Genomic DNA, 22985 nt, shown 5'->3' on the forward strand with positions numbered 1-22985 from the left:
CTAGAGCAGCGGCCGGTCGGCCGCGCGGGCCGGCCAGCGGGCAATCGGTTTGGAGTGGCCGCGCATCGTCGCGGTCAGCCGCGTGAAACTGTTGATCGAGGTGTAGAGCCCGAAGAAATGATTGAGGACATTGGCAAACACAAATGCGGCAGGCCGCGCGATCAGCGCGGGGTCGAACTCCACGGTGATATCCGTTCCCGGCACCATGGCCGATCCGATCCGGGCATGGGAATTCTGCGCCTCGACATTGCTGATCGCCTCCACGAGCTGCCGGGTCTCCGGGCTGTCCCTGAAGGAATAGAGCGACAGAATGTCCTTCAGTGCCGCGCCGCCGCTGTCGGTGAGGGAGAGATGGTTGAGGAGGAGATGCGAAATCAGCCGCCATTCACGCGCCGAGCGCTCGTTGACGCGGATCGCCGCGGTCGGCGGCATTAGCGCATGGATGGATTTTATAGCCTCGTTACCGGTCGAAAGCTGCAGGAAGGGGTGGCCGCCGCCAAAGGGAAGCTGGCTTGGCAGCTCGCGATTGATGCACAGCGTATCGATGCTCGCCACCATGTCGAGCGGTCCAAGCGGTCCGCGCTTCTGATCGACGAAGGCGATGTCCGTATCGGAAGAACCATCGTCGTCGAAACGGCGCTGTATCTGCCAGAAAACGTTTGCACCGTTGTTGCGCTGGGTGCGGCCGAAAAACGGGGAGGTCTTTTCCGTCTGTCCGGAACGGCTTGTCAGTTGAACGTTTTCGACGGCATAGATTTCGCGGGTCCGCTGCCGCCGTGCATCTGGCAGCAGCCGGTATTCCGTGCGCGTGCCATCGAGGCTGAGCGGTTCGCAGCTTTGTTTGAACAGGTTGATGACCGGCGAGGCGTTCAGCACGAAATCCCGGACCGATACCATGCGTTCAAGCTGTGCGTCCGCTGCATCCAGATAGATGTAAAGTTCGCAGTCGCCGCCGCTCCATTTGTCCAGCCCGTCGATGTCGAGAAAGAGAAATTTCTGTGGCAGCGCGAAGAACTCGGTGAGAAGCCGGTATCCGTCAAAACTGTTGGCCGGATAGGGCAACATGGCCTGATCACGGGAATAGCCCGATGGCGTGAGATTGCCGGCGGGCAGGAAAACGGCTTCCTTGTCCTCGGCGTGCCGCGCAAGCGCCATGCCCACGCAATGATTGGTCAAAAGCTCGTAAACCGCCGTGGCCTGCTGCCATGCGGCGGACAGAAAAACCTGAAGCTTCGTCAGGCCCATTTCCGGGAAAGTGCCGCCGCGCGGCGCCGTGCTGCGCAGCGAAAGCCGCAGGCAGCTGGCGGCGCCGGTAAACGAGGCCGAAAAAGGCGCGTCGATCGGCTGGCCGGACAGCGTTGCGGCTGCGATTTGCAGCGGCGCGATTTCCACTGCCTGCGTGGTGCGAAAACGGCAGCTTTCACCACCTACCGGCTCGGCAAGGATTTCGCTGTGTCGGGGAAGTGTCTGCACGGTTGCGAGCGCCGTGCTTGGGGTGAATTGAACCACGCTCATGGACGGGATCGGCGCAAGATAATGCGGGTAAAGCGTTTCCAAGAGGCTGTCCGACAGTTCCGGAAACTCGTCGTCCAACTTCTGGCGCACACGGGCGGCGGAATAGGCGAAGCTCTGGATCAGCCGTTCGACATGGGGATCGTCGGCGACATCGCCCGTCATGCGCAGCCTGCCGGCAATCTTCGGAAACGCCGCCGCGAAACGCGATGCGCGTTTTCGCAGCGCGAAGAGTTCGTCATTGTATTTTTCGAGAAAGCCGTCAGCCATTCGTCGCCTCCACCAGAAAAAGCTGCGTTGACGGATCGATCCGGGATTCGAAGCTGATCGGCGGCATGCCTTCCTGAAGGCGGAAACTTGCCTGTATGCGCATGCGAAGCGCCCGGTCGCCATCCGTGCGGTTTTTCAGGATCGTCACATGCACATCGGCAAGACGGGTTTCGAACAGGGAAATCCGTCGCTCGATGCTGCGTGCGAGCCGCGCCTTGGAGGCATCCGTCACCAGATTGGCCGAAAGAATGCCGTCCACGCCATAGCTCACCAGCGCATCGGTAAGCTCTTTCAGCGCTGCCGGCGGGCCGGCGGGGTTGCGGCGGGTATTGAGCAATGCCTCGAGATCGCGGCGGATCACCTCGCGCATCTCGCGTGCCTGATCCTTCAGGCTGACGAGCATATCCGTTTCCGCATCCGGCGCGTCATCGAGCAGCCGGTCCAGAACGGAGCGTGACAGCGTTCTCTGCCGCGCGCGATATTGCTCGAGCGGATCAACCACGGGCGATCTGCCTTTCATCGTCGGAGGCGGCGGAAAGGGAGCCGAGCTCGTGGAACGGCACCACATCGTCGCCAATTAGCAGGCAGCGCTGGCCTTGCCCGGTTGCCAGAGGCCGGTCATCCTCGCTCCATCGGGTTTCCCGGCCGAGGAGGAGGCCGACATCGTCCTTTGCACCGTGATAGATCGCCGGGAGCAGCACGGATGCGACCGCGCCGTCGCGCAATGTCAGCTCAGCCCCGCGGAAAGCGAGGTCGCGCGGGCGGCTCATCGGGTCGATGATGAGGCTTTCTATCCGATCGTAATCGATCCACAGGTAGCGACCGCCATTGGTCAGCACTTCCAGCGCATGCGGAATCCGGTCGTCCAGATCGCGAATATCGCCGGCGCTCTTGCCGTTGCGGCTGATTGGTACGTTGCCGCGTTTTTCATCGAGTTCAGCCAGTGCGGTTCTGGCGGCATCCGCATCGCCGCTGCGTGCAGCGATATTCGCCCGGATGGCCAGTTGGTCGAGTTCGGACGGGCCGCCGGGAAAATCTGGCACCGCGCCGGTTTCGAACCACGCATTGCGCGCGGCCATGGCGCGCAGCTGGTGGCGAAAGAGGGAAAACCCGACGCTGTCCTGCGGCGAAAATGTTGCGGCGAGATTGCACTGTGCATCGGCCTTTTCATAGTCGCCGGCAAGGACCAGCAGGTCGATGTAGAAATGACGGCCATCCTTGTCGGTCGGCTTTGATTTCACATGGTCCCGCGCGAGCCCAATTGCGTCTTGCAGCCGGTTGTCGTCCAGGAGGTGGGAAATATCGTCGCGCAGTGTCATGCGGATATCCTTTGCGGCTCGGCTGAAGACCGGGATGCGGCGGCGGGCGGCATCATGGTTTCGGCAATGAGGTGGAAGCTCGTGGAGACGTCATCGAGCTGGAAATGCGGCTGAAGGCGGACGGTGCAAGAGAATGTTCCGGGCTTGCCGGGAACCTCGAAAACTTTGATCCCGGCGGAGCGCAGCGGGTAGCGCGTGCGCAGCGCCGCTTCCGCATCGTCATTGCCAAGCGTGTATGAGGAAAGCCAGCCTTCCAGCTTGCGCTCTATCGTCGAGGCATCGCTCAGCTGGCCGATATCGTCGCGCATGATGACCTTGAGGTAATGCGAGAACCGGGAGGCGCACAGCACATATTGCAGCATGGCCGCGAGGCGGGCGTTCTGTCTTGCGGCTTCGCTGGAATAATGCCCGGGGGCATGCAGGGACTGGTTGGCGTTGAAGATCGCCATGCCGGAGAGATAGGTGGTGGAGACGGGCACGATGCCGAGATCGGAAAATTGCTGCTCCTGCCCGGTCGTCAGCTGCACTTCGACGGGCGGCTGCGCGGATAGGCCATTGCTCTCGATGCCGAGATCGAGCGGTGGCAATTGCCGGGAAGAGAGCATGCCGCCATCCACGGCATCCTGCGTCACACCGCGCAGATCCGCAAACCAGCCGGAATCGACGAAATTGCGCACGACCACCGTTGCAAAGGCGAAAGCGGCGTTGCCCCAAAGCAGGGTCTCGCCGCTTTCCGCCACATGCTCGCGGAATGGAAATCCGTCATCGCGCCCCCGCGCGTAGGGCCTGTATGGCGAGCGCATCAAAACGCGCGGCGCAACAAGGCCGACAAAGCGGGAATCGTCGCGTGCGCGAAGCGCATGCCAGCGAAGCCGCGATTTGTCCTGCTTCAGCGAGGAAAAGTCGTGAACTCGGCTGAGTTCGGAAAAATTCTGCAGGCCGACGGCGGAAGGTGCTGCCGCTGCGACGAAGGGGCAGAAGGCGGCCGCAGCCACCATGCCGATCTGTGACAGCGTGGTGATGGAATCGGCGCCCTGAAGATCATCGGGGGAAAAGGCGTAGTCGCCGATCAACAGGCCGACCGGCTCGCCGCCCGGCATGCCGAATTCGCGATTATAGACGACTTCGAAAAGATGGCTCTGGTCGAAGTCGGTGGCCCGTTCCGTGTTGCGGGCAAGATCGCGCCAGCTGGCGTTCAGCAGCTTCACCTTAACGTCGGCGCCGCGGCCAGCCTCACGAACGACCATGGCAAGCCCGCGCCATCTCGCTTCCATCGCCTGAAAATCAGGGTGATGGAGAATGGCGTTAACCTGACCGGTCAGCGCATCGTCGATGAGGGCGATGAGCTGATCGGCAAAAATGCGGGCGTCCGGAAAGGACTGATGCGCCATGAGCGGGCTCCGGGTGACGAACGGGGCCGGGGTGGCGGACCACCCCGGTCCAGGTTCAGTTCTTGGACGGAATACGCGCGACCATGCGCAGCGAGGTCGTCAGTTCTTCCATCTGCAACCAGGGCCGCATCCATGCGACCGCATTGTAGGCGCCGGGTTTGCCCGGCACTTCCTGCACGGTCACCTTGGCGTCGCGCAGCGGATATTTCGCCCGGCTTTCTTCACCCGCTTCGTCATTGGCGTTGACGTAGTTGGCGATCCAGCGGTTGAGCCAGACTTCGCAATCGGACGCTTCCATGAAGGAGCCGATCTTGTCGCGGCCCATCACTTTGAGATAATGCGCGAAGCGCGACGTGGCCATGATGTAGGGCAGGCGGGCCGAAACGGCGGCGTTGGCCGTGGCTTCCGGCTTGTCGTAAAGCTTGGGCTTGTGCGCGGTCTGGGCACCGAAGAACACTGCATAGTCTGTGTTCTTGTAGTGGCAGAGCGGCAGGAAGCCGAGCTTGCCCAGTTCGGCGTCGCGACGGTCGGTAATGCCCACTTCCGTCGGGCATTTCAGATCAAGATCGCCGTCATCGCTGGAGAAGACGTGCATGGGCAGATTTTCCACCCGGCCGCCATTTTCCGCACCGCGGATCGCCGTGCACCATCCGCTCTTTGCAAAAGCGTCGGTTAACTTCGTTCCCATGACATAGGCGGCGTTCATCCAGCAATATTCGTCATGCTGAAGGTCGCCATTCACCGCACCTTTGGTCTCGTCATAGGCGAAATCGTCGATAGGGTTGGTCTTCGGGCCATAGGGCATGCGCGCCAGCACACGCGGAAGAGCGAGCGTCACGAAGCGGGAATCGTCGCTTTCGCGGAAGCTGCGCCACTTGGCGTATTCCACCGTATCGAAAATCTTCTCCAGATCGCGCGGGCGTGCAAGATCGCGATAATCCTCGAAGCCGAACATGTGCGGGCTGGCCGCCGAGATGAACGGCGCAAAAGCCGCCGCCGCAATCGACGAGACACCCTGCAGCAACTGCACGTCGTCGAAGGAATTGTCGAATTCGTAGTCACCGATGATGGCGCCGAGCGGCTCGCCGCCGGGGGTGCCGAATTCGTCTTCATAGATCGCCTTGAAGAGGCGGGACTGGTCGAATTCAACGGCCTTTTCCAAATCGCGCGCCAGTTCCCGCTTGCCGGCGTTCATGACGCGGATCTTCAGGTTGACGCTCGTCTCGGAATTCTTGACGAGATAGTTGAGCCCGCGCCAGGTGCCTTCCAGCTTGGCGAATTCCGGCGCCTGCATGATCGCGGCGAGCTGTTCGGAAATGGTCCGGTCCAGCTCGGCAATCGCATGGTTGAGGGTGACGGTGAGGTTGCGGTCATATTTGACCGTTCCCTTCAGCGCCTGGTCTGTCAGCGTGCGCAGGAGGTTCTGCGCGCGGTCCGGTTCGGTCTGGCGGGTTGCGGCAACCACCTTGGACAGCAGTCCCTGATCTTCGGCGGTCGTTGCCTGGGCTTCGCTTTTCAGCAGGCTTTCAGCGCTCATGTTTCAGTCCTTCCACATGCGGCTTTTAAATGCCGCTTGAACAGTTGAAGCCCCGGAGCGGGGCCGTTCGGGGAGGTTTTCCTCCGCACAGGCGATTATTCGCTCGCGCCGTTCTTTTCCTTGAGTTCGGAAACCAGCGTTGCGAGGTCGGTCTTGTTCTGCAGAATATCTTCCAGCAGCCGTTCCAGATCTTCCGAGCGGTCGGCCTTGGACAACAGGTCGCGCAGTTCGTTGCGGGCGTCCAGAAGCGCCTTGAGGGCGGGAACTTGCTGCACGACGGCGCCGGGTTCGAAATCGTCCATGCTTTCGAACTTCAGGTTGACCTGCATGTCCGTGCCGTCTTTTTGCAGCGTGTTGGCAACGGCAATGTTGAGGCCAGGCGTCATGCGGCGCATCACCTCGTCGAAATTGTCGCGGTCGATCTGAACAAATTTGCGCTCGCCGAACGGCTTCAGCGGCTGGGTTGGATTGCCCGAGAAATCGCCGAGAACGCCGACAACGAAGGGCAGTTCCTTGACCACCATCGCGCCTTCGGTTTCGACTTCGTATTTGATGTGGACGCGGGGCTTGCGAACCCGTTCCAGCTTTTCGTGTACACTTGCCATTTCAACCTCCTTGATGCCCCTTGGCATGGCTGACTGTTACGGGACGGCGTCTCCGTCCCTTGCCTCGTTATTTTCCGTTGTTGTCTCCGCCGGGCTTGATCCCGGCGGCCGTCAGAACGGCATTGCGGGCCTGTGCCTCGGGCAGAAGCTCCGCCAGCAGTTCGGAAAAATCCATGCGCCCCCTGCGAACCAGCGTTTCGATGGAAAGAGAGATCGGCGAATGCGGTTCGGTCCGGCGAAAGTAACGCGCAACCGAAAGAAGAGTTTCAAACGCTTCATCGCGTGAAGATATGCCTTCCGGAGAAGTTGCGGATGTCCGCACGGCGGGCTGGCCGCTTTCATCCGCACTGGTAGCCGCAGCCGTAGCCGTAGCCCGTTCGAGCGGTGCCGTTTCCTCGTCGCGCCCACCCAGCGTGCGAATTGCCGCAGCCGCTTCGATAAGCGTGTTGCGTATATTGGAGCTCGGCGGGGCGGCCTGGCCGCAACGTTCGGAAAGAACGGCCGTGATGGCATCAAATGAGGAGAGGCAGGCGTTTACCTCGGCCAGATGGGAAGACATGGCGGCAACGCCTGCTTCTGATGCGAGCCGATACAGTTCTTCGCGCCGTTTGCTCTCGTTCGGTCGCTGCGCCAGCTGGAAATCCCAGAGGCTGTGCTCTCCAAATTTCCTACCGGGGATCAGCGGCGCAAGCCGAAGCGGCTGCACAAGCGTCCCCTCGGCGCCGATGCCGTTCAATCCCGCAAAAGGTGCAAATTTTTCCTCATCATTATCATCGCTGATGGAGCGCAATGAGTCCCAATGGTTGTAGAAAAGATCGCCACAAAGCTCATAGATTTCCCGCAGTCCAGGAAAGCCGCGCAGCCTCAGGCTTGCTTCGGCAAGCCACGCCAATATTTCTATGTCCTTGCTTTCGGAATATATAATCTGCAATCCAAGATTGCTGACGCTGTCCCAGCTACTGGAGATCTTTAAGTTATCCTGTGGGGACGTGGCGCGCTCTTCTGTGCGTGCCTGATTTCTTTCATCCTTAATTCTGTAGTATATTTCACGCGTTCTTGAATCGATCCGGATATTTTCTCCGCAATCGCCGAAAAATTCTGTATCTCTTTTAACATGCGGCGCGTTCAAGAGCAGTTTATCCCCAGAAAATAGTAATTGATTTTTTGTAGTTACTTCCCTTACGTAAGGCTATTCCTCAGACAGACTTATTCAAAATGTGTCTAAATTGTGGCGCCTACCACCTAATCTAACCCGATAAAAAATAAACTTCGGGGTGGACAACCCGGTTTCATCATCATAGTTATTCCACGTCACGTTGTGGAATGAACCCGGGCAGGAGGCTCATTGCATGTCGCATATCGATCTCAATCGCCTCGTTGAAGCGCTTGAGCCTGACCTGCGTGTCTCGCTTGAAGCTGCGGCTTCTGTTGCGGTGCGTATGGGGCACAGGTACGTGGATATCCCGCATTGGCTGCTAGCGGTTGTAGATGCCGGCATCTATGCGAAAACATTCGAAGAATTAAAAATTCCACTTCCGGTATTACAGACGGAAATCGACCGCAGCCTGGAAGAGGCTGTTATCGGCGATGGAGAGGCATTGTCGCTCTCCCAGAACATTCTGACGGTGGGCCGTGAGGCATGGGTTCTCGCGTCGCTGGAGGCCGGGCGCGACCGCGTGACGCTTTGCGATCTGCTTCTGGCGATGGACGAGGAAACCTCGCTCCGCTCTTTTGTCCGCTCGGCATTTCCGTCGCTGAAGGCGATGGATCGCGCGGCTCTCGAACGCCTTCGCAGTTCGGTTGAAGACAGCAGCGGAAGAGAGGTTTCTCCCGCGACGGCGGGCGCCGCGCCGGCCGCCGGCCAGAACGATTTTCTGCGTCTTTACACCCAGGACATGACCGCCGACGCCCGGAACGGCAAGGTCGATCCGGTGATCGGGCGCGATGATGAATTGCGCCAACTCGTTGATATCCTTACGCGCCGTCGTCAGAACAATCCCATTCTGGTGGGTGAAGCCGGGGTTGGCAAAACGGCGGTCGCCGAAGCGCTGGCGCTCGAAATCGCTTCCGGAAATGTGCCGGAAAAATTGCGCAACGTTCGCCTGCTGAACCTCGATATTTCCCTGCTGCAGGCCGGTGCCGGCGTGAAGGGTGAGTTCGAGCGCCGTCTTCATGGCGTGATCGATGCGGTAAAACGCTCGGCCGAGCCGGTCATCCTGTTCATCGACGAGGCGCACGGGCTTGTCGGCGCCGGTGGTGCGGCCGGACAGGGCGATGCGGCCAATATTCTCAAGCCTGCTCTCGCGCGCGGCGAAGTCCGCACCGTCGCGGCTACGACCTGGAGCGAATACAAGAAATATTTCGAAAAGGATGCGGCGCTGACGCGTCGTTTCCAGCCCGTGCATGTGCGCGAGCCGGATGAAACGACCGCGATCCGCATGTTGCGCGGTGTCGCCGATAGCTTCATCAGCCATCATAACGTTATCGTTCGTGACGAGGCGATTGTGGCGGCAGTGCAATTGTCGGCGCGTTACATGCCGGCGCGGCAATTGCCGGACAAGGCCGTCAGCCTTCTCGATACGGCAGCGGCGGCCGTTTCGTTGGCGCGGCAGACCCTGCCGGAACGGCTGCGCGCGATGGAAAGCGAGCGGCGTCTTCTGACCGATGAGTTCAACTGGCTCCTGCGTGAACCGCAGGATGACGAGATCCAAGGCCGTATCCAGTCGATACGCGACGAAGTCGAGAAGCTTGAGAGCGGGATCGACGATCTGCGTGGCCGTTACGATGCGGAAATGGCTGAACTCAGCGAAGAGCAGCCCGTTGAAACCGGCGCGTCGAATGTGTCGCGCCTGCGGCCTGCGGCTGAGACCAAACCGGCAAATGCCGAAAGACTAGTGCCGACGATGGTCGATCGTGAAGCGATTGCATCCGTCGTATCGCGCTGGACCGGAATTCCGCTCGGTAAACTTCTGGCCGACCAGATCGAAAGCGCGCGCACATTGGATGCGCGCATGCGCCAGCGAGTCGTGGGGCAGGATGCTGCAATCGGCCGCATCGCCGATGCCATGCGCACCGCCCGTGCCGGATTGTCCGATCCACGCCGCCCGCCTGCCGTGTTCTTCCTCGTCGGCATGTCCGGAACGGGCAAGACCGAGACGGCGCTGTCACTCGCCGATCTGCTCTATGGCGGCAACAGCCATCTGACGACGATCAACATGTCGGAGTTCAAGGAGGAGCACAAGGTTTCGCTGCTTCTCGGTTCGCCGCCCGGTTATGTCGGTTTCGGCGAAGGCGGCGTGTTGACGGAAGCGGTTCGCCGCCGGCCGTTCGGCGTTCTCCTTCTCGATGAGATCGATAAGGCTCATCCCGGCGTCCAGGATATTTTCTATCAGGTGTTCGACAAGGGCGTGCTGCGCGACGGCGAAGGTCGCGACGTCGATTTCAAGAACACCACGATCTTCATGACGGCCAATACCGGTTCGGAACTGCTGGCCGCGCTTTCCGCCGATCCGGATACGATGCCGGAAGGCGAGGCGCTGGAAGCGCTGCTGATGCCGGAGCTGACCAGACAGTTCAAGCCCGCATTCCTCGGGCGCACGATCATCCTGCCTTTCATGCCGCTCGGTGCGGAAGAACTCGCAAGGATTGTGGATATGCAGATCGGCAAGATCAGGGAACGCGTGCTCGCAATATACGGCGCCGACCTGACCCTTTCCGATGCCGCGCGCGACGCGTTGGTGGCGCGTGCCGGTGCAAGTGAAATCGGCGCACGCGCCATCGAAATCATGATCGGCAGGGATCTCCTGCCGCCTCTTTCCAGCTTTTTCCTCGAGAAGGTCATCGCGGGAGAGCGTGTCGGGACGATCATTGTCGATTTTGGTGAAAACGGGTTCGGCATTCGTGCCGAAGAGGCTGGGGAAGCAGATGAATTCGCCGTAACCGAAGAGGTTGGGGTGGATAAAGTTGCCGCGTCGGATGGGGCTACCCGACGCATGCGGCATTAAACGAAGGGTAACTCGGCCTCGGAGCAAGAGGTCATTTCAGCTACAGGAGCTTACAGCATGCCAATTTATCTGCAGATTGACGGTATCCAGGGCGACGCCACGCATGAGGAGCACCGCAAGTGGATGGATATTGAAGCCATTCACTGGAACGTGGCCCGCAACATGAACACCTCTGCTGGTTCTGCTGCAAACCGCGAAGCATCCGAGCCGACGATCTCGGAAGTCATTCTGACCAAGGTTAGCGATTCTTCTTCCACCAAGCTTTTCCAGGAAGCCTGCGCCGGCCGCACTGGCAAGCTCGCAACCATCCATCTGGTGACCACGGGCAATCCCGGCAACACCTATATCGAGTATCTGCTGACGAACACACTCATCGCCAGCTACTCGGTGGATTCCAGCGGTGACCGTCCGGTGGAAACGATCAAGCTCAACTTCACCAAGATGGAAGTGAAGTACACGCCGTTCGACGACAACAACTCGCCGCAGTCTCCGATGATCGCCTCTTACGATCTGGCGACGACGAAGGCCGCCTGATGACAAAGGTCCGGTGCCTTAGCGGGCACCGGACCATATATCCGGGCTTGCGGACCAACAGCTCGTAACGCTGACGGTGCCGCATTTTTCGTTATGTCGTCCAGAGGGAGGCGTGTTGAATGCCTAATTTTTCCGTTTCTACAGACAGTTTCACCGTCCGTCCCGTTCGGCAGGACGAAGTCCTGGCACCTCAGAGGATGGGTCGAGGACCCGATCTTTCGTATATGAGCCTTCCCGACGGCCCGAGGCAATTCAATCAGCGCGCTGCTGTCGGTGGAGCGGCGGCAGCCGTGTTCAGCCAGGCTGCCGCCGCTCTCAACGAGGGCGCAATTTCCGTCTGGTTGCGGAAGTGGCTGCGAGCAAATGAAACCAAGATTGGCCAGGCTTTGCTGCAGCACCGGCACAGTGCGTTCGCTTTGCAGGTGAATTATGCCGTCGCTAATTCGTTCGGCAATCAGATGTTCTTATCGAGAGACATATATCTTCTCGGAACCGCACCCACGGCGAAAGAGATCGGGACCGTTCTTACCCCGGATGTGATGTTTGGCCCAAAGATGGATGTGACGACCAACTATGCAACGAAACTCCAATACGCTTATCTGGTTGGGGAGCGACGCTGACGGAAGTTCGAGCATGGAGGCCCTTGGCTCTCTTTCTGGCACGAACGAATTCAGGTGATGAGTGACGGCGCCGAGCGCCCTCGCTTCACGATCAGCAATAGTTGAAGGCGATAGCCCATGCATGCCGCTTCTCATTCTGTACATTGTGGAGATAGACAATGAGCGACCAGCCCTCGCCGTCTGATTTCATTCAGGCGAGCCGCGTTCTGAAGGTCACGTCCCCGTTGGGTGAAGATCTGCTTTTGCCGGAACGCCTGAAGGTCGAGGAAGGCGTGTCGCAGCTCTTCGACATTCGCCTGACGGTGCGCGCCAAGAAGGAAGCGGTCAAGCCTGAGGAACTGATCGGACGGCTGGTCGATGTTTCAGTCGAGGTGCAACAGGGCGATGGCGAAGAGGGCAGCGGCGTGCGCCGCCCCTTCAACGGCCTGGTTACCGAGTTGCATGAGGGTCCGCCTATCACTCGGGGCCTTCGCTCCTATGCCATGACCATCCGCCCGCAAATGTGGCTTCTGTCACGCCGGTCCGATTGCCGCATCTGGATGGACAAGACGGCGGTCGAGATCGTCGAGACGCTGTTTTCCGAACACGGTATTCCCGCACCCGATACGTCAGGCATCATCTCGCCGCCGCCTGCACAGCACTACAGCGTACAGTTTAACGAGACGGACCTCGACTATCTTTTGCGCCGTTTCGAAGAGGACGGCCTGTTTTACTGGTTCAGCCACGAGGACGGTTCCCACAAGCTGCATGTGGCGGATAGCGCCAGCGGCTGGCTCGGGCCGTCACCGGCCGCGCAGGGGGAGGGGACGGTGCGTCTGGCGCAGGGTTCGTCGGACCGCAACCACATCAACGACTGGGCGCGGCGTTTTTCCTATGTCTCGGGCCAGCGGGCGGGTGCGGACTGGAATTTCGAGACGCCGGGCATGGTGCCGGGCACGATGACGCCGTCTCTGGTGCAGATGCCGGATGCGACGAAGCGCGAGCTCTACGAATACCCGGCCCGCATCAGGACAGTCGAAGAAGCGGAGCGGGCGCAGAAACTGCGTACCCAGGCGATCGAAGCCGATCATGACCGGGTGTTCGGTTCATCGACCACGCGTATTCTGGAAGCGGGCCGCCGCTTCACGCCTTACGAGGTTGCCCATCCAGAGCATGCCTATGAAGAGCATGTCATCATCAGGGCAAGCCACAGCATCGTCGATCTCTCCTATGAGACAAACAGCAACGAGCCGGAATATCGCAACCACTTCGAGGCAATTCCGGCGCGCGTTCCCTTGACGCCGCACCGATCGACAAAACGCCCGCGCATCGAAGGCACGCAGGTGGCGATTGTCGCCGGACCTGAAGGCGAGGAAATCCATCCTGACCAATATGGCCGCATCAAGCTGTGGTTCCCTTGGGATCGCAAGGCGAAGAAGGATGGCACGGATACGTGCTGGGTGCGGGTGAGCCAGGCATGGGGCGGTGGTACATGGGGTGCGCAGGTCATTCCGCGCATCGGCATGGAGGTGATGGTCGCCTTTGTCGATGGCGACCCGGACAAACCGCTGGTCATCGGCGTGGTCAACAATCCGGCCAATTCCGTGCCCTACGATCTGCCCGCCAACAAGACGCGCATGGTGCTTCGCTCCAACAGTCACAAGGGCGACGGTTTCAACGAAATCACCTTCGAGGATGAGGCCGGCAAGGAGAACCAGTTCTTCCACGCACAGAAGGACCAGACGACGCGGGTTCTGAATGACCGGACCAAGCGCATCGACCGGCATGAGGTCGCCTCAGTCGGCGGCAACCGCGCGGTGGAAGTTTCCGGCAACCAGAAACACGAGATCGGCGGCTCGGTAAACACCGTCGTCGGCGGCACGGGGCCGATGGCGATGATGGCCATGGCCGGCGTGCAGGCGCTCTCCGGGCAGACGGCGGGGTTACTTTCGCAGGCCGCCCAGATCGCCGGCGGCGGTGGCCCCGGTGTCGCGGCCTTCGCCACCACGCTCGCCTCATCCGCACTCGGCTTCCTCGGTGCCGGCGGTCTTTCCTCGCGTGAGGGGGTCGTTTCCGGCCCGAGCCCGCGTGCGGATGCGGGTACGGCGCTCGCCGGTTCCGGCTCGGGCGTCGGTTCCGATGCTTCGGGATTGTTTCCGCTGCCGGGCATCATGAACACGATCGTCAGTTCGTTTCAGTCTACATCTGTCGGGGTGGCGAAAACCGAGCAGGTTGGGGTAAGCAAGGTCACGAATGTCGGCCAGACGTCGCTGGAAAATGTTGGGAAATTCAAAAAAACAATCGTCGGCGAGGAGTTTGTCATCGAGTGCGGCGCTTCGAAATTCATCATGAGAAAAGACGGCACCGTCATTATTCTCGGCACGAACTTTAACTTTACCGCATCCGGCCCGACACAGATCAATGGCGTGGTCGTTGACTTGAACAAACCCGGTGGCGGTTTTTCAGACGCCGCGCCGACATCGGCGGACTCATCAGCAAAAGGTTGATCTGAAATGTCCGTCGATAACAGGACGCCATTTCCCGCCCTTGCTTTCCGACAATACAACTTGCTCGGGGAGCTGATGGGAGTCGTGGTTGCAAGGGGTACTTTCAAGCTGACAAATGGAGGGCCTCTCCAACTCTCGGACAAGCAATCGCCCCTCGTCATGTCAGATATCTATGACGGTGACCCGCATCAATCACCTCAGATGGCATGCACCGATCTTGCGCCATTCAAGCCCGGAACCGACGTAACATTTATAGGCGCAACATTTTCACCGGGTGGAGAGCCTTCATCCTCGTGGACTTGCGGTTTACGGGTAGGCTCTATCGAGAAGCGTCTCCGCGTTCACGGTCCACGTTTCTGGCGGGCAAAAACGCGCAAGACTTGGCGTGGTTTGATGGATCGGGCGCATGAGGATGCCCTGGATGGATGGGAACTCACAGAAGGCCAACCGGTACCTCACGTCCCGTTGGACTGGCGGCTGGCATTTGGAGGACGGCTGGGCCATGAGGCTATAGAGGCAAATCCTGTCGGCATAGGCCTCGTAGACGAGTCGCGGTTCAGGGAACGGTCCGAATGGCCCGCTCCGCAGATTGAAGACGAAAACCTGCCAATTCGCGCGGTAAGCGACAGGCCGACGCCTGCAGGTCTTGCTCCGATTTCACCCTTCTGGCTGGATCGCGCCGATCTCGCAGGAACCTATGATGACGAATGGTTGGAGAAGCGGCATCCCCTGCTTCCGACGGATTTCAATTTCTCGTTTTGGCAGGCTGCACCGAAAGACCAGGTTGCCGAGCCTTGGTTGACGGGGAACGAAGCATTTGAACTTCACAGACTCTTGCCGCAGTTTGAAACTCTGGAAGGGTTTTTACCTGACATCTCGCTGCGGGTGGAGCTCGACCAGGGACGGGGCGTTCAGTGGTCCCCTCTTGTTCTCGACGGTGTCCACTTTGACATGAGGCCCGGAATTGGCCGAGTATTTCTCACGTGGCGGATAGGATTTCCTTGGCCCGAACGGCGCGGTGTTCCGATACTGTCAATCGCCGACAGGCACGCGGAGACGATGGCATGAGCGATGATGTCACCGTTCTGGAGCCAATTACTGTTTACGGCTCAGATCCTTCGCCGAACATCGCCTTGGCGAAAGAACTGAACCTGCCGCAGACCACCCTCTTCCACGAACCCGACCGCGCCGCAGGGTACGTAGATTACAAAAGCAGCCTTGATGCGGAGGAGCAGCGCGCATATTTCAATGACCCCGAAGAGGGAGACGAATATCATCCGCCGCCAACGACCGCGAATCCGAGCCCGCCGGAATTTATTCCAGATGATGCTTCAGCGTTGGCTGTATGCCTGTCCCCAGATGTTTGCAAATCGCCGGACAAACCGGTTCCTTACATGTGCTGGGGCAAAGGAGATGACAAGAACAACTATTCGCCCGATGTGCGATCAAACGGCCTCGTCATAAAGCGCCAGAATTCGCAGTTCCGTTGCTCGTATGGCGATGAGCCCGGCGTAGGCCTTGGTGTAAAGTCAGGAACCGTCGGCAATATCGTTGAACCTGTCACTTCGTCCACTATCGTAAGGGCGAACGGAATACCTGTTCAACGGCACACAGATCGCTGCACGCTCAACAACGGAAATTGCCCAGGCGAATACGTCAACGTCAAATCGACCGAGACAAGTGCGCCGCCAGACGCGAATGATGAGCAGGATAAGGCGTGGTATGAACAAGCGTTGGACTGGACCGGCCAAAAGCTTGATGAAGCTGGAAAGGCGATCAGCGAATTCGATGAAAACAATGGGAGGATTGTTACTCGAACGGTAGGTGGTCTGCAGGCGGTTGGCGGTGCTGCGGAGGCAGTTGCCGGCGCTGCCCTTGCCGGGGTTGGAGGCGCGGCAACCGGCACGGGTGTCGGTGCAGCACCGGGTATCCCGGCCATGATCGGCGGTGGCCTTCTTGTTGCTAACGGCTATGACAATTTCCAGGCTGGCCTGCGTCAGGCGTGGACGGGTGAAGCGACTTCAACCGCCATTGCAAGCGCCTCCGGCGATGTCGCTAGGCTTGCCGGTGCATCCGAACAGACTGCACAACAGGTCGAAAACACCGTCGGAATGGTCCAAGGTGTTGCGGGTGGTACCGGAGCTGTTGCTGCAGGCATGAAAGTCGCAGGCAGAACCGCCGCAACGGCTGAGGCTGGTGCTCTGGCGAGAAGTCAGACACAGACAGCTGGCCGAACGGCGGTGGAGACAGGTGAGCAAGGTGCAAGAAGTACTCGGCGCATAAGCCTTCGCAGGCAGTATCTGGGCAATACTCCTTCCAAAACCTCACGTACCGGCAACGAGGTTCGTGAACGGATGCGTGAAGAAGGCCTGTTGCGGACGAACCGTAGGGGGCAGGATGAATTTCTTGACGAAAACAATGTCTGGAGACCGGTCGATTCACCTCAAACGCATATGGGGCACCACCCGGTTGACGCTGTCGACTATTGGAATTCTACGGGACGCTTCCATGGCGCCCGATCACAAGAAGTGCGAGATTGGATGTTGAACTCTGACAATTATCGGTTTGAATGGGGGCCATCAAACTCGAGTCGAGGGGGGCAAACTCGCTCCCGTTACCTGCCGCCTGCCAACTGAGGAAAAAAATGACTAGAAAGCCTGAAATAGAAGCAAGCCTGAAGGCACAGATTGACAAATTGCTGGATTTATCTGGTCAGAAATTTCAGGCCGGAGATTTGGCGGGATCTGTCGAACTGGGGCTCCAGGCTTGGGCGTTGATACCTGAACCTAAAGAAAAATGGGACTATTACCCGCAGAGCCTATCAGCAGGCTTTGTCCAAGACTATGTCGATCTGGGAGATAAGGACAACGCCTCCAAATGGATCGAAGTCATGGCGAAAATGTATGACGATCCAAATCATGAGGACCACCTTGTTCTTATGACGGAAGGGGAAGCAATGTACAAACTCGGCGATAGAGAGCGAGCGTACTACGTATTTGGTAGACTATTCGAAATATATGGGCAGAAAGGATTCGCAGGGGATCAAAAACAGTACCTGGATTTCTACCTCAAACGGAAAGAAGGCCGTGAATAATAACGAGCAGGAACTCCCCGACGATATCTACCGTGAAGTAATTCGCCTCTCATCCATAGGTGACGAGTTCGATGAGCGCGGTTTGCCGGTGGAAGCGATAACTTCGTGGCGGCAAGCTCTCGCTCTTTTGCCAACTCCGAAGCGGATATGGGATGCATCGGTATGGTTGAACGCTTCTATTGGTGATGCATTCCTACAGGTTGGTGACTGGGAAAACGCTTGTCGTGCCTTTCGGGAGGCGGAAAATAGTGGGAACGGCTTCTCCAATGCATTTGTCCAATTCGGACTCGGAGTTTCCTTTTTCGAGCTAGGCGATGCTTTTGCGGCGAAAGAACATCTTTTGCGCGCATACATGCTGGAAGGCTACGATCTATTTGCGGATGCGGACCCTAAATATTTATCGCTCTTGATAAAAGAGAAGCTAATATAAATCCGTGTTAATTCTCGTTTTGTTCGTATTTTTTGCCCGGGACGATCGGTTGCATGTCTTTGACTATGAACATTGTGATTTCGGTCATCTCTCATAGTCTTGACCGGAGCCATGTGGCGGTTTGGAAGAGACCGTGAAATGGCTTCGCTGGTTTGATCTAGCGGAGCCTGTTTCTGCGTTTGCCAGCGGAAGTTCCGCTTCTAGTCGCCTGGCCCGAAAGAAACGCACCGACATCCTCTTCCCGAAGCGGCGGCGCATAGATGTAGCCCTGCACCAGCGTGGCGCCGAGGCCTTCGAGTGCGGTGAGCTCGGCTGGTGTTTCCACCCCTTCCACCACGCATTCCAGTTCCATGTCGCGGCTGAGGGTGAGAAGGGATTTCACGATTTTGTAGCTGGCCGGTTTTTCGTGCAGGTCCGTGACGAAGCTGCGGTCGATCTTGATCTTGGTCAGCGGCAATGCATGCAGTCGCGTCAGGCTGGAATAGCCGGTGCCGAAATCGTCCAGCGATATGCCGCAGCCGAGGCGGCGCAGCATTTCGACCGATTGCCTCACCTGTTCGAAATCATGGGCAAAAGCCGTCTCGGTAATTTCAAGGTCCAGCCGGCATGCATCGAAGTTGCTGTTTTCGATAATGCCGAGAAGGGAAAGTACGCCCTCATGGGAATTGAGGTCCTGGGCCGAAAGGTTGAACGACAGGCGCAGGGAGGGTTCCCATGTGGCGGCGGAGGCGAGCGCCATCTTGAGAAGCGGTCGTGTCAGCGAACCGACGATGCCGGCCCGTTCCGCGATGGGGAAAAACTGGCAAGGCGGCACATGCCCGAGAACCGGGCTGTGCCAGCGCGCCAGCGCTTCAAACCCTGCCGTTCTTCCGTCGCGTATATCGACGATCGGCTGAAACACGACCGAAAGCTCGCTTTCCATATCCCGTTGCTTGAGCAGGTGCTCGACGCGGGCTTCGATATTGATCTGCTTTTCGTGCTCCGCATCGAACAGAACGGCATCGCCTCGCCGGGTTTTCTTGGCGTGGTAAAGGGCATAATCCGCCCTGTCGAATAGCTGTTCAAGCGTTGAAGCGAGGTGCGGAAACACGGCAATTCCCATGGATGCGGAAACATGCACGGTGCCCTCCGGCATATGGTAAGGCGCCCTCAACTGCTCGGAGATCGCATTGGCATTTGTGACGAGTTGCGCGTCATCGGGTATGATCGGGGCGACGATGGCGAATTCGTCCCCGCCGAGCCGAAAGGCCCTGCTGGCTTTCAGATTGGCGGTGAGGCGTTTGCTGACATTGACCAGCAGCCTGTCTCCTACGGAGTGTCCGTAAAGATCGTTGACCGGCTTGAATCCGTCCAGATCGATGACACCCAGCGCCAGCCGGGTTCCGTTGGCCCTGGCTTTTTCGAGCTCGGCTTCAAGGTGGGCGAAAAAGGCACGGCGGTTGGGCAGTTCCGTCAGGCTGTCGATATTGGCAAGCAGCAGGTTTTCGTTGCTGAGCGCTTCCGTGCGCTGTTGTGAAATGACCATGCGCTCGAAATTGCGGTAGTTGGTCAGCAGAATGGACATCATGCCGATGCAGACCAGCAGCACGTTGATGGCAATGGCAACGAATGTCGGTTGCTGCGAGGCCAGAAAGAAGGCGATGAAGGCGCCATTGACGATGAGCGTCACCGTGAAGGCGGCCGAGCGCACATACATCAGACAGAAAATGCAGGAAATGACAGTAATCGCCATATAGAAGGCGACGTGTGATTGCATATAGGCATCCCCATAGGGCACCAGAAGGAAAGACCATAGCGTAAATGCCATGGCGATGCCGGCAGCGAGGCGGTTCGTGCGCCGAAGGGCTGCATGCGCCACCCGCGGTTCGGGATCCATGCCGCGCGTCCTCCACCAGAAGGCGATCCTGAGCGTGCAGCCGAGCGTGAACAGGGTGGGAACTCCAACGGTGAGCCAAAGCGGCGCCAATTGCATATGCGTTACTGCAAGCGCCCATGTGCTTGAAAGCAGGATGAAATACATCATCGGCATCTGTCGGCTGAAAGCGCGATACTGTGCTTTCAGCAGATCAGGATTGTCGGACCGGACGGACATGAAATCATGCAGTTTTTGCGTGGTGGTCAGTATTTTCATTCATGGCTCTTCAAGTACAGAACGACATTTGTAACATAATTCCTGTTACGTCATTGGAAATACACAGGGTTAACCGACAGACAATTGTATCAACCGCAAGATGCAGGCGCTTCGCTTCGCAACATTCCACTGTTTTCAGTATTTTATGTTTCCGGGTGGGGGATTTTTGATTGGAAATAAGTCCTTTGCTTCAAACTGCCTGTTTCTGCGAAGCTGTTCATTTGGCATGGGCGGCCCGCCCACTCCCAATGTTCATCAGCACCTTTTCAACGCCCCTTGAAAAGTTTGAACGCGCGTGCAATATGAACGCGTGTTCAAACTTTGAGAAATGGTTCTTGCGCATGGATTCGATCCACTATCCCGATACATTGGCAGCGCGTGCCGAATTGTGCCGCAGCGTTATTCTTTCCGCCGGGGAGCTGGTGCTGAAAGGTTTTCAGGGCGAGGCGACGCGCAGCTTTTCGATGAAGGGGCCGCAGGATTTTCTGACAGTGACGGATGCTGCCTCCGAAGCGCATATTCGCGGCGCGATCGCGGTCGCTTTCCCGGAAGACAGTTTTTTCGGGGAAGAGGGCGGCGGCGAGATCGGTGACCGCGTCTGGGTCGTGGATCCCATCGACGGCACCGCCAATTTTGCCCGTGGCATTCCGCATTTCTGCATCTCCGTCGCCTATGTCGAAAACGGGCAGACCGAAATCGGGGCGATCTACAATCCCGCCCTTGGCGAGCTTTATTTCGCCCGCCGCGGCGAGGGAGCGACGCGCAACGGGCAACCGATCCAGACTGCGGAAACGGAGCGCTTCGATGCTGCTTCCATCGAGATGGGGTGGTCCACCCGTATCGCGAATGCGACCTATCTCGATGTCGTTGGGAATCTGCTCGATATGGGCGCCAATGTCCGCCGCGCCGGCTCCGGTGCGCTGGCGCTTGCCTATGTGGCTGATGGCCGTTCCGATGGCTATCTCGAATTGCACATGAATTCATGGGATTGTCTTGCGGGGCTGCTACTCGTCAGCGAAGCTGGCGGCGATGTGTGCCCTTTTCTGGAGATCGGCAGTCTCAGGGAAGGCGGGCCGGTGCTGGCCGCAGCCGCCGGTGTTGCCAAAGGCGTCAGCCAGGCATCGAATGTAGCGCTGGCCGCCCGGCAGCTGTCGGATCGTCCGCGGGCGGCATCGGCGTGATTTAAGGCGGAGGCCCTTTTGCAGAGCGGGCCTCGTGCTTCATGCATGTGGAGGAATGAGATGGATGGACCCGTTTATGCCCGGCCCCTGCCGTGCTTCCGACTGGATCGACAGGGTCGAGGGCAGATGGTCGAGGGCAGAAAGACCGCTCAACCATGCTGACACGCACGCTTCCCTCCGTTGCCGTCATCGCTGACGCGCATTTCCATGACACGGCAGCCGATTTCGGATTTCCCGGCATCGAAATCGATGGTCAGCGCATCACCATGCGCAGCTGGTCGGATACGCGTGAATCCACCCGGGTTTTCAATGAAAGCGCCGATGCATTGCATGCGGCGCTGGAGGAGGTGCGGCAGCGCGGCATTCGCCATGTGGTGCTGCTTGGCGACTATACCGATGATGGCCAGCGGGTGACGACTGAAACGCTGAAGAACATCCTGCAACGCCACAGCGACGCCCACGGCACGGCCTTCTACGCATTGCCCGGAAACCACGACATTTTCGGACCGCGCGGCCGGCACCACACCAAGGAGTTTCTGACGGAGAACGGCAAATGCCTTTCCGTTTCAAGCGATGCGCGGCGGGCCGGTGAGCGCGTCGTCGTAAGCGACGGGATGTATTGCGAAGGCTATCCTGCAGGCCTTGGCCCGATGGCGGCTTTCGGTTATTTCCGCCAGCCGGATTATCTGCATTGGGAAACCCCTTTCGGTGTTTCCGATGCGCCGGAGGACCGGTTGTACGTGGTGCGCTCACCTGATGGGTGCAATGTCTACCGCCTGATGGATGCCTCCTATCTGGTCGAACCGGAACCGGGCCTGTGGCTGCTGATGATCGACGCCAATATTTTCGAGCCGCTCGATGGTGCGTTCGAAGCGGGCGAGGAGGCGGCTTTTATCGACAGCACCTCCGGTGGCTGGAATGCGCTTTTGCGCTGCAAGCCCTTCCTCATCGACTGGATCGCCGATGTGCGCCGCAGGGCGGAGCTGCACGGCAAGACATTGCTCGGCTTTTCCCACTATCCGGCGCTCGATCCTTTCGATGGTGCAAGCGGTGCGGAAGGCGCCCTGTTCGGTGAAACCAATGTCGTGCGCCGCACGCCGCGCAAGGCGGTGGAGGATGCGCTGTTACAGGCCGGGTTTGCCGTCCATTTCAGCGGGCACCTGCACGTGGAAGGCGTGACCCGGCGCGGGGAAGGCGAAAACTCGCTCACCAATATCGCCGTGCCGTCGCTCGTCGCCTTTCCGCCTGCCTTCAAGGTCGTCCACCCGTCGCGGCAGGAAATCCTTGTCGAGACGGTGGAAATGGCTGCCCTGCCGGTCAATGGTCGTATTTCCGATGGTTATGCACAGGAGACAGAACTGGCGGGTGAGGCGAACGACCCGGCTTTTGCCGCCGGCAATTACGGTGAATTTCTGCTGGGCCACAAGCGGGCGCTGATCAGGCACCGTTATTTCCCCAGGGAATGGCCGTCCGAGGTCGTCACGGCAATCGCCGATAAAAGCGTTCGGGAGGTTCTCGATCTGCTGAGAGGGAAAGGCCTTTTTTCTTCTGATGCTACTGTCCTGTCCTTGGACCTGCCGATGTCCGAGCTGATTGCCGACTGGTATTGCCTGCGCCAGGGCGCAGGCCTGGCGCTGCCGCACATCGCGCCGCAACGGCTTTCCCTTTACCGAACGCTGGCGGAGCGCTTCGGCCGGGAGCCGGATCGTCACGATGGTTCGGTCGAAAGCTTTCTCGAAATCTTCTTCGGAGCCCTCGGCCTGTTTCTCGAGCGTGCCGAAGGCAGTCCGCGCGATCTGAAGCTTGGGCTTGTACCGCAGCGTGAACGCGTTGCGGTTTGATCTGAAGATTTTTGACCGGAAAGACATTTG

18 protein-coding genes are annotated in these 22985 nt (G+C 58.9%); 10 read left to right on the top strand and 8 right to left on the bottom strand.

From position 1 onward, the window contains the following. From tssF to tssA, 7 genes are all read right to left on the bottom strand, one after another. Positions 1–1782 carry a type VI secretion system baseplate subunit TssF gene (gene tssF, locus PL597_RS14910; RefSeq protein WP_271365565.1) on the bottom strand — a complete coding sequence of 594 codons (1782 nt, stop codon included), beginning with the start codon at positions 1780–1782 and terminating at the stop codon, positions 1–3. After that, entirely contained in the window at positions 1775–2284 is a 510-nt protein-coding gene (gene tssE, locus PL597_RS14915) for a type VI secretion system baseplate subunit TssE (RefSeq protein WP_077983194.1), read from the bottom strand. Before tssE ends, tssF begins: the two co-directional genes overlap by 8 nt. Beyond that, positions 2277–3101, bottom strand: a complete 825-nt coding sequence (locus tag PL597_RS14920) for a type VI secretion system accessory protein TagJ (protein WP_137411873.1) — start codon at positions 3099–3101, stop codon at positions 2277–2279. The genes tssE and PL597_RS14920 overlap by 8 nt, the downstream gene beginning before the upstream one ends. Beyond that, positions 3098–4492 (bottom strand): type VI secretion system contractile sheath large subunit, encoded by a 1395-nt coding sequence (tssC, locus tag PL597_RS14925; RefSeq protein WP_137411874.1) that lies wholly within the window; start codon positions 4490–4492, stop codon positions 3098–3100. Before tssC (PL597_RS14925) ends, PL597_RS14920 begins: the two co-directional genes overlap by 4 nt. 55 nt (positions 4493–4547) lie before the next feature. Next, positions 4548–6029, bottom strand: a complete 1482-nt coding sequence (gene tssC / locus PL597_RS14930; RefSeq protein ID WP_077983124.1) for a type VI secretion system contractile sheath large subunit — start codon at positions 6027–6029, stop codon at positions 4548–4550. A gap of 95 nt (positions 6030–6124) precedes the next feature. After that, positions 6125–6634 (bottom strand): type VI secretion system contractile sheath small subunit, encoded by a 510-nt coding sequence (gene tssB, locus PL597_RS14935; RefSeq protein ID WP_077983123.1) that lies wholly within the window; start codon positions 6632–6634, stop codon positions 6125–6127. A 67-nt stretch (positions 6635–6701) separates the two neighbouring features. Next, the gene (tssA, locus tag PL597_RS14940) at positions 6702–7763 is read right to left on the bottom strand and encodes a type VI secretion system protein TssA (RefSeq protein WP_137411875.1); all 1062 of its coding nucleotides are present in this window, start codon (positions 7761–7763) and stop codon (positions 6702–6704) included. Between the two features lie 220 nt (positions 7764–7983). On the opposite strand from tssA, the gene tssH reads away from it, so the two are divergent. The 8 genes from tssH to PL597_RS14980 all read left to right on the top strand — a co-directional run bounded on the left by tssH (position 7984) and on the right by PL597_RS14980 (position 17802). Continuing rightward, positions 7984–10638 carry a type VI secretion system ATPase TssH gene (gene tssH, locus PL597_RS14945; RefSeq protein ID WP_137411876.1) on the top strand — a complete coding sequence of 885 codons (2655 nt, stop codon included), beginning with the start codon at positions 7984–7986 and terminating at the stop codon, positions 10636–10638. 57 nt (positions 10639–10695) lie between these two features. Further along, complete coding sequence (locus PL597_RS14950; protein ID WP_003504561.1) at positions 10696–11172, top strand: Hcp family type VI secretion system effector; 477 nt, start codon at positions 10696–10698, stop codon at positions 11170–11172. Positions 11173–11291: 119 nt separating this feature from the next. Beyond that, positions 11292–11792: a hypothetical protein gene (locus PL597_RS14955; RefSeq protein WP_137411877.1), complete on the top strand. Its 501-nt coding sequence runs from the start codon at positions 11292–11294 to the stop codon at positions 11790–11792. A 158-nt stretch (positions 11793–11950) separates the two neighbouring features. Next, on the top strand, positions 11951–14278 hold the full coding sequence (tssI, locus tag PL597_RS14960; RefSeq protein WP_137411878.1) for a type VI secretion system tip protein TssI/VgrG: 2328 nt from the start codon (positions 11951–11953) through the stop codon (positions 14276–14278). Positions 14279–14284: 6 nt separating this feature from the next. Next, the gene (locus PL597_RS14965) at positions 14285–15346 is read left to right on the top strand and encodes a DUF2169 family type VI secretion system accessory protein (protein ID WP_077984129.1); all 1062 of its coding nucleotides are present in this window, start codon (positions 14285–14287) and stop codon (positions 15344–15346) included. After that, positions 15343–16914: a PAAR-like domain-containing protein gene (locus PL597_RS14970; RefSeq protein WP_191217427.1), complete on the top strand. Its 1572-nt coding sequence runs from the start codon at positions 15343–15345 to the stop codon at positions 16912–16914. The genes PL597_RS14965 and PL597_RS14970 overlap by 4 nt, the downstream gene beginning before the upstream one ends. An 8-nt stretch (positions 16915–16922) precedes the next feature. Beyond that, the gene (locus tag PL597_RS14975; RefSeq protein ID WP_210239019.1) at positions 16923–17372 is read left to right on the top strand and encodes a hypothetical protein; all 450 of its coding nucleotides are present in this window, start codon (positions 16923–16925) and stop codon (positions 17370–17372) included. Continuing rightward, a complete protein-coding gene (locus tag PL597_RS14980; RefSeq protein ID WP_137411880.1) occupies positions 17365–17802 on the top strand; it encodes a tetratricopeptide repeat protein in 438 nt (145 codons plus the stop codon). Before PL597_RS14975 ends, PL597_RS14980 begins: the two co-directional genes overlap by 8 nt. A 157-nt stretch (positions 17803–17959) precedes the next feature. Here the strand turns inward: PL597_RS14980 and PL597_RS14985 are convergent, their stop codons facing one another. Next, positions 17960–19933 carry a putative bifunctional diguanylate cyclase/phosphodiesterase gene (locus PL597_RS14985; RefSeq protein WP_170985647.1) on the bottom strand — a complete coding sequence of 658 codons (1974 nt, stop codon included), beginning with the start codon at positions 19931–19933 and terminating at the stop codon, positions 17960–17962. A 341-nt stretch (positions 19934–20274) separates the two neighbouring features. Here PL597_RS14985 and PL597_RS14990 point away from each other — a divergent pair, with 341 nt between their 5' ends. Further along, positions 20275–21114: an inositol monophosphatase family protein gene (locus tag PL597_RS14990; RefSeq protein WP_191217471.1), complete on the top strand. Its 840-nt coding sequence runs from the start codon at positions 20275–20277 to the stop codon at positions 21112–21114. Between the two features lie 155 nt (positions 21115–21269). After that, positions 21270–22955, top strand: coding sequence for a metallophosphoesterase family protein (locus PL597_RS14995; RefSeq protein WP_191217429.1), 1686 nt, complete (start codon positions 21270–21272; stop codon positions 22953–22955). The last annotated feature ends 30 nt before the right edge of the window (positions 22956–22985 follow it).

The sequence above is a fragment of the Agrobacterium sp. ST15.13.013 genome (assembly GCF_027956525.1).
In the GTDB taxonomy this organism is placed as follows: Bacteria; Pseudomonadota; Alphaproteobacteria; order Rhizobiales; family Rhizobiaceae; genus Agrobacterium; species Agrobacterium salinitolerans.

Excerpts from the sequence above, each read along its gene's own strand:
- tssF (WP_271365565.1), bottom strand. The coding sequence starts at position 1,782 with ATGGCTGACGGCTTTCTCGAAAAATACAATGACGAACTCTTCGCGCTG.
- PL597_RS14920 (WP_137411873.1), bottom strand. The coding sequence starts at position 3,101 with ATGACACTGCGCGACGATATTTCCCACCTCCTGGACGACAACCGGCTG.
- tssC (WP_137411874.1), bottom strand. The coding sequence starts at position 4,492 with ATGGCGCATCAGTCCTTTCCGGACGCCCGCATTTTTGCCGATCAGCTC.
- tssC (WP_077983124.1), bottom strand. The coding sequence starts at position 6,029 with ATGAGCGCTGAAAGCCTGCTGAAAAGCGAAGCCCAGGCAACGACCGCC.
- tssB (WP_077983123.1), bottom strand. The coding sequence starts at position 6,634 with ATGGCAAGTGTACACGAAAAGCTGGAACGGGTTCGCAAGCCCCGCGTC.
- tssH (WP_137411876.1), top strand. The coding sequence starts at position 7,984 with ATGTCGCATATCGATCTCAATCGCCTCGTTGAAGCGCTTGAGCCTGAC.
- PL597_RS14950 (WP_003504561.1), top strand. The coding sequence starts at position 10,696 with ATGCCAATTTATCTGCAGATTGACGGTATCCAGGGCGACGCCACGCAT.
- PL597_RS14955 (WP_137411877.1), top strand. The coding sequence starts at position 11,292 with ATGCCTAATTTTTCCGTTTCTACAGACAGTTTCACCGTCCGTCCCGTT.
- tssI (WP_137411878.1), top strand. The coding sequence starts at position 11,951 with ATGAGCGACCAGCCCTCGCCGTCTGATTTCATTCAGGCGAGCCGCGTT.
- PL597_RS14965 (WP_077984129.1), top strand. The coding sequence starts at position 14,285 with ATGTCCGTCGATAACAGGACGCCATTTCCCGCCCTTGCTTTCCGACAA.
- PL597_RS14970 (WP_191217427.1), top strand. The coding sequence starts at position 15,343 with ATGAGCGATGATGTCACCGTTCTGGAGCCAATTACTGTTTACGGCTCA.
- PL597_RS14975 (WP_210239019.1), top strand. The coding sequence starts at position 16,923 with ATGACTAGAAAGCCTGAAATAGAAGCAAGCCTGAAGGCACAGATTGAC.
- PL597_RS14985 (WP_170985647.1), bottom strand. The coding sequence starts at position 19,933 with ATGAAAATACTGACCACCACGCAAAAACTGCATGATTTCATGTCCGTC.
- PL597_RS14990 (WP_191217471.1), top strand. The coding sequence starts at position 20,275 with ATGGATTCGATCCACTATCCCGATACATTGGCAGCGCGTGCCGAATTG.
- PL597_RS14995 (WP_191217429.1), top strand. The coding sequence starts at position 21,270 with ATGCTGACACGCACGCTTCCCTCCGTTGCCGTCATCGCTGACGCGCAT.